General features: G+C 46.0%; 1 protein-coding gene. It reads left to right on the top strand.

Annotated elements, in window-relative coordinates; all coding sequences use genetic code 11:
• Window positions 1-7: 7 nt before the first annotated feature.
• Complete coding sequence (locus ACP69X_RS14575; RefSeq protein ID WP_426052792.1) at window positions 8-10,702, top strand: amino acid adenylation domain-containing protein; 10,695 nt, start codon at window positions 8-10, stop codon at window positions 10,700-10,702.
• Window positions 10,703-10,736: the final 34 nt, after the last annotated feature.

The raw sequence follows: 10,736 nt of genomic DNA, 5'->3' as shown, positions 1-10,736 counted from the left end.
TGGACTTATGAGCAAGCAGAAAATTCAAAAGGTATATCCTTTAACACCAATGCAAGAGGGCATGCTGTATCATGCCATGCTAGACCCTGATTCCTCCTCTTATTTCACACAGCTTGAGCTTGGAATAAGCGGAGATTTTGATCTCGATCTTTTTGAAAAGAGCCTCAATGAACTCGTACGGACATATGACATTCTGCGTACAGCCTTTGTCTATCAGCAATTACAAAAGCCTCGTCAGGTTGTATTGGCTGAACGTCATTTAGATGTGTATAGAGAGGATCTATCTCATCTGAATGATCAAGAGCAGAAAAAGGTATTGGATCAATATAAAAAACAAGTGAGAAAACAAGGATTTCACTTAACGAATGATCTGTTGTTGAAAGTCGCTGTTTTTCAATTAAATGAAACAAACTGGCACCTGATTTGGAGCAACCATCACATCATCATGGATGGTTGGTCCATGGGTGTTTTGATGAAAAAACTGTTTCATTACTATGAATCTTATCGGAACGACCGAACGCCGGATCGATCACAAGGTAAGCCTTATGCGGATTATATCCAGTGGCTTGGAAAGCAAAACAAACAAGAAGCGGAAGACTATTGGAAGGAGCGGCTGGATGGTGCTGTTCAGCAACAAGGGCTGCTGCAGCAAAAAGAAGCAAACGGACAATATGACCATCAGGAATGGACGTTTACATGGGATGCACAAACGGTACAAGCCATTCAAGATGCGGCAAGACAATGCCAAGTGACAGCACCGAACCTTTTTCAGGCTGTCTGGTCCGTTCTTTTAAGCACCTATCATGCAGCAGATGATGTCACGTTCGGAACAGTCGTATCGGGCAGACCTCCAAGTGTGTCTGGGATTGAGCGAATGGCAGGGCTGTTTATCAATACGATACCTGTTCGGGTGACATTGGATCAGGAACAGACCTTCAAACAGCTGTTTCAAAAGGTTCAGCAGCATGCTCTGGAAGCGGAAAACTATGATTTTATGCCGCTATATGACATTCAGCAGAAAACAGCTGCTGGAGGAAAGCTCTTTGATCATTTGGTTGGGTTTGAAAACTATCCTTTAGATCAGGAGCTGTCTGGTGACACCATGTCTGCACGTCTCGGTTTTGCCATTGATGTAAAGGACGGATTTGAACAAACGAATTTCGATCTGAATCTTCTTGTCTATCCGGGTGAAACGTGGACATTGAAAATCAAATACAACGCCAAGGCGTTTGAAGAAAAAGTCATTGAAAATATATCGAAACATCTGACCAATCTCATAAAGCAAATCATTCAAAATCCTGACATGCGTCTTCATGAAGTGACATGTATCACAGAAGAAGAAAAGCAGCAGATTGCAGCGTGGAACCAGACGGATCGAGATTATCCGAAGCATCTGTCCATTCCTGAGCTGTTCAATGAACGTATCAAAGCGCAGCCAAACCACCTGGCATTAGTCGAAGGCGAGCGAACATTCACATACGAAGAGCTTGGACAAGAAATCCGTCGTTTAGCCAGCAGCCTTGTAGAAAACGGTGTTCAGCCGGGGGATGCTGTCGCGGTGTATATGAACCGATCAGCGGATGCGGTGATCGCCATTTTAGCCATTTTACACGCAGGGGCTGCTTATGTACCGATTGATCCAGCTCAGCCTGAGGAGAGAATCCGTTGGATGCTTGAAGACAGCGGCGTAGCCATTTTGCTCTATGCTGACAGCCAGCCGCCGGTTGATGAAAGCATCAAAGCAATTCATGTGACCGGCATGACTCATCACTCACAAGCGGAGTTATCAGTCGAGACGTCTCCATCTCAATTGGCATATATCATGTTCACATCGGGATCAACTGGACGGCCTAAAGGAGTGCAAATTGAGCATCAGCATATTGTGAGGTTAGCATGCTCTCAGGAGAAATTGGGCTTGAACACGTCGGATCGTATGGCGCATACAGGAGCTGTCAGCTTTGATGCGATTACCCTTGAAATCTTCACTACGCTTCTGAATGGGGCGACGCTTTATCCTGTTGACCGTGATACTTTATTGGATATACACCGATTCGATCAATTTATCCAAACAAATCAGATCACAGCGCTCTTTTTAACGACTGGTTTATTTAATCAGCTCGCTCAGCAGCGGCCCCAAATGTTCAAAGGGTTAAAAACATTATTCACCGGCGGTGATGTGATCAATGAGAAAAGTGCAGAGCTTGTGAAAAAGCATCATCCAGCACTTACCTTGCTGAATGTCTATGGACCAACAGAAAATACAACCATCTCGACCATTTACGAAGTAAAAGGAGATGAAACGGGTCCGATCCCAATTGGTCAGCCGATCAATCACACATCAGCTTATATTTTAGATGACTATCAAAGACTTCAGCCAATTGGAGCGCCAGGAGAGCTGTATGTAGGCGGGGACGGTGTTTCAAGAGGGTACATCAAACGTCCAGATTTGACTGATCAAGTATTCATGGCAGATCCTTTTAAGCCATCAGGACGGATGTATCGAACAGGTGACTTGGCTAGATATGGTGCGGATGGTCAGATCGAATTCCTTGGCCGTGCAGATGATCAGGTGAAAATTCGAGGCTTCCGTATTGAGCTTGGTGAAATTGAAACGGTACTTCGCCAAGAAGCTGGTATAGATGATGCGGTTGTACTTATTCAGCAACTGTCTTCAGATGAAAAGGAAATCATCGCCTACTTTACAGGGACGCTCACAGAAGAAGAGGTACGAGAGGTATTCAATCAAAAACTGCCAGCTTATATGGTGCCACACCATGTAATGAAGCTGGATACCTTTGCGCTGACAACGAACGGGAAGGTAGATCGAAAAGCTTTACCAAAACCGGACGAAGTGCATCGCGAGGAGATCAAAGTCATTCCGCCTGAGACCGAGACAGAAAAGGCACTCGCTGACATTTGGGAGGAGCTTCTTGGGAAAACGATTGGGATAGACGAGCATTTCTTCATGGCTGGCGGGCACTCGCTCAAGGCGATGATGATGTCTGCGAAGGTTCAAGAAGTGCTTCAAAAGGAAGTGCCGATTCAAGTGATTTTTGAGAAGCCGACGATTCGCTCATTAGCGGCTTACATCGATCAGGATGGTCAAGAAGAAGCCGTACATCCTATTTTACCAGCAGAGCAGGCGGGCGAATATCCGGTATCACCAGCTCAGCGCCGTTTATACATTTTACAGACACTCGAACCTGACAGCACGAATTATCATATTCCGATCGTCTTAACGCTTGAAGGAACACTCGAATATGAGCGGCTAAAATCAGCATTTAATCAGTTAATCCAAACGCATGAAATCTTAAGAACGAGTTTTCATATGAATGGAGAAGACATTGTCCAAAGGGTGCATGAATGGTCTGCATTTGACCTTCCTGTGCATGACATCAAGGAAGAAGAAGCTGAGTCATTTCTTGCTGAACGTCAATCGCCATTTGATTTAACAGCGGCACCCCTTTTGCGAGCTCAGCTGCTAAAGGTCAGTGAGAATCGTCATCTTCTCGTTTTGGAAGCACATCATCTCATTACAGATGGAAGCTCCATGAAGACGTTCATTCAAGATTTAGCGAAGGCCTATGATGGAGAAGCTCTTGCTGAAAGAGCCATTCATTATAAAGATTACGCTGTCTGGCAGCTAAGTGAAGAAGAAACGGAGAAACTGAAGGAGCATGAAGCATATTGGCTGAAGCAATTTGAAGGAGATTTACCGGTTTTAGAGCTGCCAACTGATTATCCGCGTCCAGCAGAACGTGATTTTTCTGGAGAACGATTCATGTTTGGCTGTGATCAAGCAACGACTCAGCGCATTCATGAACTGCTTCAAAAAACTGATACGACCATGTATATGTTCTTGTTATCCGCCTTTCAAGTGCTGCTTGCATCCTATAGCGGTCAGGAATATATCATTGTGGGTTCGCCTGTTGCTGGACGTACACACCCTGATATCCAGGACATGCCGGGGATGTTTATCAACACCATTGCGATGCGTGGAAAACCAGAACAAACCAAAACATTTTTACAGCTGCTTGAAGAAATAAAAGAAACAAGTGTTGACGCTTTTGCACATCAAAGCTATCCACTCGAAGAGTTAATTGCACATCTTCCATTAGACCGTGATACAACTCGGAGCCCGCTTTTTAGCGTGTCATTTAACATGCAGAACATGGAGGTTCCAGCGCTAAAGCTCGGCGATCTGCACATTTCGCCTTATGCCATTCAGCATCACTCGGTCAAATTTGATTTATCTTTAGAAGCATTTGAACGCGAGGGAGCATTAAAGCTGAGCTTTGACTATGCAGCGGCTTTATTTAAAGAAGAGACCGTCCGCCAGTTCGGAACTCACCTCCTAGCAATTATTCGTGAGGCGGTTCGTCATCCGGAGGAACAGATCGGCTTGCTCCGTATACTGGATCAGCATGAGCAAATAGAGCGTCTGGAGAAAAAAGCCGAAGGGCCAACGAATCGTCATGAGCCATTCCATGTCCAATTTTCACGTCAGGCAAAGGAAACACCGGATGCTATCGCCGTCATGGATGATCAAAGAAAACTCACCTACCGCGAGCTGGAAGACTTGTCACATGCACTTAGCTGTGAACTTAAGAAACGAGGCGTCGAGAAAGAAAAAACTGTGGCACTGATTCTTGACCGCTCTGTCTATGTGATCGTCTCCATGCTTGGTGTGATGAAAGCAGGAGGAGCGTTTGTCCCGATTGATCCAGCTTTTCCGGCTGAACGAATCCGCTACACATTAGAGGATTCAGGTGCACAAGTCATCGTGACAAATGAGTCTCTTGCTGATTCCTATCAAAATCGCAAGTCGATTCAAGTGGTTCAGGTTGAACAAGCAGTGCATCAAAGCCATCCGTTAGAATTGCCGGAAGTATCAGTTGATCAGCTTGCTTATGTGATTTACACATCTGGGACAACAGGGAAGCCGAAGGGAGTACAGCTCACGCATCGTAATCTATCACACTATGTCAACTGGCTGACAAATGAGGTGACATTGCAAGAATGTGATCGGACAGCACTGCTTTCTTCTTATGCATATGATCTTGGTTACACTAGCATTTTCCCTGTTTTAAAAGCAGGAGGGACACTCTATGTTCCTCGTGAAGAGGTGTATACAGACCCTGTACGTCTGATGCGTTTGATTGAGGAACAAGAGCTGACTTATATCAAAATGACACCATCCTTATTTCATATGATGGCGGATTCTAAGGAACATTCATTTAACGCTTTACGCCTAGTGGTACTTGGAGGAGAACCGATCATTCCTGAGGATGTTGAAACATTTATGATGCAGCATCCATGCGTGGCTGTAATGAACCATTACGGTCCGACTGAGACAACCATTGGTACAGTAACCAAGCTGATCACACCGAAAGAGCTGGACGCTTTGAAGGAACGATCTTTGATCGGGCAGCCAATTGCTTACACAAGAGCACTCGTATGCAATCAGCAGCAGCGTCTTGTCCCTTACGGCGCGCCGGGAGAGCTTTATATATCTGGAGAAGGCGTGTCTAGAGGATATTTGAATCAGCCTGAGTTAACAGCGGAACGTTTTCTTGAAAATCCATATGACCCTCAAGAGCGGATGTATCGAACAGGGGATTTGGTCAGACAGCATGCAAATGGAGATATTGAGTTTCTTGGAAGAGTCGATGATCAAGTGAAAATCCGCGGCTATCGCATTGAAAAACAGGAAATTGAGCATGCCGCACGTGCTCTGGCATCTATTCAAGAAGTCTATGTGAAAGTTCTGCACCTGTCCGGTTTGCCGGAGCTTGCACTCTATTACACAGCGCCTGAACACATTGGAACACTGACGTTTAGAGAAAATCTTGCGGAGACACTGCCGGATTATATGATTCCAACGTACTTTGTGAAAGTCGATCACATTCCACTTACCCAAAACGGAAAGGTGGATGCGAAGTCTTTGCCGCTTCCACATGAAGTGCATATGAACCGTACGGCGCTTGTGGCACCAGAAACGGAACTTGAGCGGACGCTGTGTGACATTTGGTCAGAAGTTCTTGGGGTGGAACAAATGGGTGTTCTTGACCACTTCTTTGAATTGGGAGGTCATTCCCTCAAGGGCATGGTGCTTATTTCGAAAGTGCAAGCAAAGCTGAACAAGCATGTGCCGCTCAAAGTCCTTTTTGAAAAACCAACTATACGAGCGATGGCTGCCTACTTGGGCGAAACGGATTCTTCGGTGGTTACATCCATTCAGCCGGCGGAAAAGCAAGATTTCTATCCCGTCTCTTCGGCTCAAAAGCGGATGTATGTACTGCAGCAGCTGCATCCAGAAGCAGTCACTTATCATATGCCAGCCGTTTTAATGATGGAAGGCAGCCTTGATGTGAAGCAGCTAGAAGCAGCGCTTCAAGCCTTGATCGACAGACATGAATCATTGCGTACAGCCTTTGTAGAAATTGACGGCGTACCCGTTCAAAAAGTCTATCGCCAAGTGCCGTTTACATTAGAGGTTGATGAAATAGAGGGCGATCAGGAGCAGTCTGTCATCGAGTCATTCATTACACCATTCTCATTACATCAAGCACCATTAATGAGGGCAAAAGTGGCGAAGCTTTCTGATGAGAAATATGTATTCATGATGGATATGCACCATATCATTGCAGATGGTGTCACACGCAGCCTGCTCATTCAAGAACTGGCAGAGCTGTATGAGAAAAAGACGTTACCGCCAGTTCAGCTGCATTACAAGGATTTTGCGGTATGGCAGCAGGAAGAAAATCAGCAGGCGCTGCTTGAGAAGCAGCGACAGTATTGGCTGGAGCAATATGCACAGCCGCCAGAAGACTTAGCGCTGCCCCTTGATTTTCCGCGTCCTCAAGTTCAGTCATTTGAAGGAGGGCGAGTCGATAGATGGTTGTCTGCTGAAAAGGTGCAATCCATCAAAACGCTCATGGCGGAAAAAGGTGTGAGCTTGAACATGGTGATGCAAACGGCATTTGCCATTTTCCTTTCCAAATTAACTGGGCAGACAGATATCGTCATAGGCGCTGTAACCGCAGGACGTACGCATGCTTCAATCGAACGGGTTCCAGGCATGTTTGTCAATACGCTGGCTCTTCGAAACGAAGTGCAGCCAGAAGAAACGACATCACAGCTGCTTGAAAAAATGAAAGATCGCAGCCTATCAGCCTATGAACATCAAGAATTCCCGTTTGAGGAATTGGTGGCTCAGTTAGATCTTCCGAAAGACACGAGCCGCAATCCATTGTTTAGTGTCATGCTGACTACAGATGACCGTGACCTGACGTTACCGGATTTGAATGGACTCAAGCTGTCACAAAAGCAGCAAGATACCGTTCATGCAAAATTTGATATAACGCTTGGTGTATTTGAAGAAAATGATCAAGTGGGCTTGCGCTTTGAGTATGCAGCGGCTCTGTTTAAAAAGAGCACCATTCAGCGCTGGAGCCGATATATTGAAAAAATCATAGACGATATGGTGAATAAGCTGAATCAGCCGATTTCAGCGCTATCTCTCATAACTGAAGAGGAAAAACGAGAGCTGATCAATGAGTGGTCAGGACCAGGCCTTGATGTTCCGTCAAATCAAACCGTTCATGCCCTGATTGAGGCGAAGGCACAAGAAGCACCGCATCAAAAAGCAGCGACCTTCTGCGGAACGAGCTGGACGTATAAAGAGCTGAACAGCCGGGCGAATGTAGCCGCTTCAAGGCTCATCGCAAACAGCACAAAACCAGGAGACCGCGTCGGCATTCTCACTCGCCCATCCCTTGATATGACAGCTGCTGTCCTTGGTGTCCTCAAGGCAGGTGCGGCATTCGTTCCAATTGATGCGGATTATCCAGCGCAGCGTATTGCGTACATGCTGGAAGACTGCGGGGCAGAGATACTTCTGATGCAGAAAGGACTTACTGCACCACCTTCATTCACAGGTCATGTCCTGTTCATAGAAGATGCGGTAGAGGGAGAAGCTCACGAGATTCAGATTCAGATCAAACCAACGGACCTTGCCTACATGATTTACACGTCTGGGACAACGGGACAGCCGAAGGGTGTCATGGTCGAGCACCAGTCTCTTGTAAATCTTGCATTCTGGCATAATGATGCGTTCCAAGTGACGAACAAGGATCGAACTGCGAAATATGCCGGCTTTGGCTTTGACGCCTCCATTTGGGAGATGTTCCCGACGTGGATCGCCGGCGCAGAGCTGCATATCATCGACGAAGCAATTCGCCTCGATATGATCAAGCTTAATGCGTATTTCAATGAAGAAAGCATCACGATTGCCTTCCTGCCAACGCAGTTATGCGAGCAGTTTATGTCAATGGACAACCATTCTCTACGCTATTTACTAACAGGTGGAGACAAGCTGAAACAGGTGAAGCCAGTACCATATGAACTCGTCAATAACTACGGTCCAACTGAAAATACAGTCGTAGCGACAAGTGGAATGATCGATCCAGATCAAGGCACGCTTCCGATTGGAACAGCCATTGCCAATACACGTTTCTACATCATGGGTTCGTTATATGACCTATCGCCGCCAGGCGTACCGGGCGAGCTCGTGATTGCAGGAAAAGGACTGGCAAGAGGCTACTGGAATCTTCCAGAGGAAACAGACAAACGATTTGTCCCAGATCCATTTTATCCAGGCGAGCGCATGTATCGCACAGGCGATTTAGTGAAATGGACAGAGGATGGTGAGCTGATCTATCTCGGCAGAATAGACCATCAGGTCAACATCCGCGGCTTCCGAATTGAGCTGTCAGAAATTGAAGCCCAGCTCCTGACGCTGGATTCGGTCAAAGAAGCCGTCGTGACAACAGTCAAAGATGCGAGTGATCAAGATGCCCTTGCCGCTTACGTGATCACGGAGAACGATACAGAGGACTTAAAAGAAAGTCTGAAACGAACGTTGCCTGAATACATGGTGCCATCATGGATCATCAAGCTAGACCAATTTCCAATGACGGCCAATGGAAAAGTTGATCTGAAAGCCTTGCCAGCTCCTGATATCGAAGCGAACCAAACGGTATACGAAGCACCAAGAGACGAAGTTGAGACACTTCTTTGCGGCATTTGGGAAGATGTCCTTGGCGTCAGCCAAGTCGGCATTCACGATCACTTCTTTTTCCTTGGCGGAGATTCGATTAAAGGCATCCAAATGGCAAGCAGACTCACGCAAGCAGGCTGGAAGCTCGATATGAAACTTCTATTCCAGTACCCGACGATTGCGGAGCTGCGCCCATATATCGAGGAAGCTGATCTTCTCACAGCCGACCAATCATCTGTCGAAGGAGAAGTCATTTTAACACCGATTCAGCGCTGGTTCTTTGAACGAGCATTCAGCGATCAGCACCATTGGAATCTCTCGATGATGCTTCATGCACCAAATGGATTTGACCTTTCCATTACAGAACAAGTCATGCAAAAACTACTTTCACATCATGATGCACTGCGTATGGTATACAGGCAGGAGCATGGCGGCATCCTGCAATACAACCAGCGGGAGCTACCGGAACCGATAGCGATTATTTCTCATGATGTCTCAAAAGAGCACGATGTGAAAAAGGCAATTTCCACAATTGCCAATGAGTATCAGCGTCAGCTGAACCTCGAAACAGGTCCATTGATGAAAGTGATTTGTTTCCATGCAGAAGATGGCGATCATTTACTCATCGTGACACACCATTTAGTTATTGACGGTGTCTCATGCCGAATTTTACTAGAGGACTTTATGTCTCTATATCAGCAGGCATCTCAGGGACAAGCCCTTGTCCTGCCGCTGAAAACTCATTCCTTTAAAGAATGGGCAGAGGCCATTGAACGTTATGCACAGTCACAGCCATTAAAAAGTCAGCGGGAGTATTGGGCAGAAATTGAAAGCAAACCATTAACCGCATTACCTGTTGATCATGAAGTGACGAAAAGAAGAGTTGCCGAAACCAAATCGGTTCAAATGCAGCTGACAGAAACAGAAACTGAGCATCTTTTGACCGATATTCATCTGCCGTACACAACGGAAATGAACGATATTCTTTTATGTGCTCTCGGTCTTGCTGTTCAAGAGTGGACAGGTGAGTCCCATGTACATGTGCAGCTTGAAGGTCATGGAAGAGAGGATATTTTATCAGGGCTGGATGTCTCTCGCACAATTGGCTGGTTTACGAGTATGTATCCAGTTGTTCTTGAGGCGAAGCCGGATCAGACCATAGCTGATGCTATTAAAGGAACGAAAGAAATGCTGCGCCGTGTGCCAAATAAAGGGATTGGCTACGGGATCTTAAAATACATGACAGCCACTGAACCATCAGGACACCACGTACATCCTGAAATCAGCTTGAACTATCTAGGACAGATTGATCAGGAAGTGACGACAGAACTCTTTGGGCCGTCTACCCATGATATGGGAAGACAAGCAAGCCCAGATTCGGAAGCTGTTTATAAGCTGAACCTTAGTGGTCTTGTTCAACACAATCGATTCATTTTGTCTTGCTCCTATTGTGCAAGTGAATATGAAAAACAGACGATACAGCAGTTCATGGCATTGTTGAAGGAAAAAATCCAATCCATCATCACCCATTGCTTAACGCAGCACGAACGGGAATTTACGCCAAGTGACTTCTCTGCGGCTGACCTTGAAATGGATGAAATGGACGACATTTTTGACATGCTTGAGGAGAAATTGACTTAACAACACACGAGATCAGTCATAAAAATAGGAAGGG

This window comes from Bacillus sp. DC4300-2b2 (genome assembly GCF_049895685.1).
Classification (GTDB): Bacteria; Bacillota; Bacilli; order Bacillales; family Bacillaceae; genus Bacillus; species Bacillus safensis.
The sequence above is the reverse complement of the archived record's forward strand: the minus strand, read 5'-3'. Positions and strand labels throughout refer to the sequence as shown.

Excerpts from the sequence above, each read along its gene's own strand:
- ACP69X_RS14575 (WP_426052792.1), top strand. The coding sequence starts at position 8 with ATGAGCAAGCAGAAAATTCAAAAGGTATATCCTTTAACACCAATGCAA.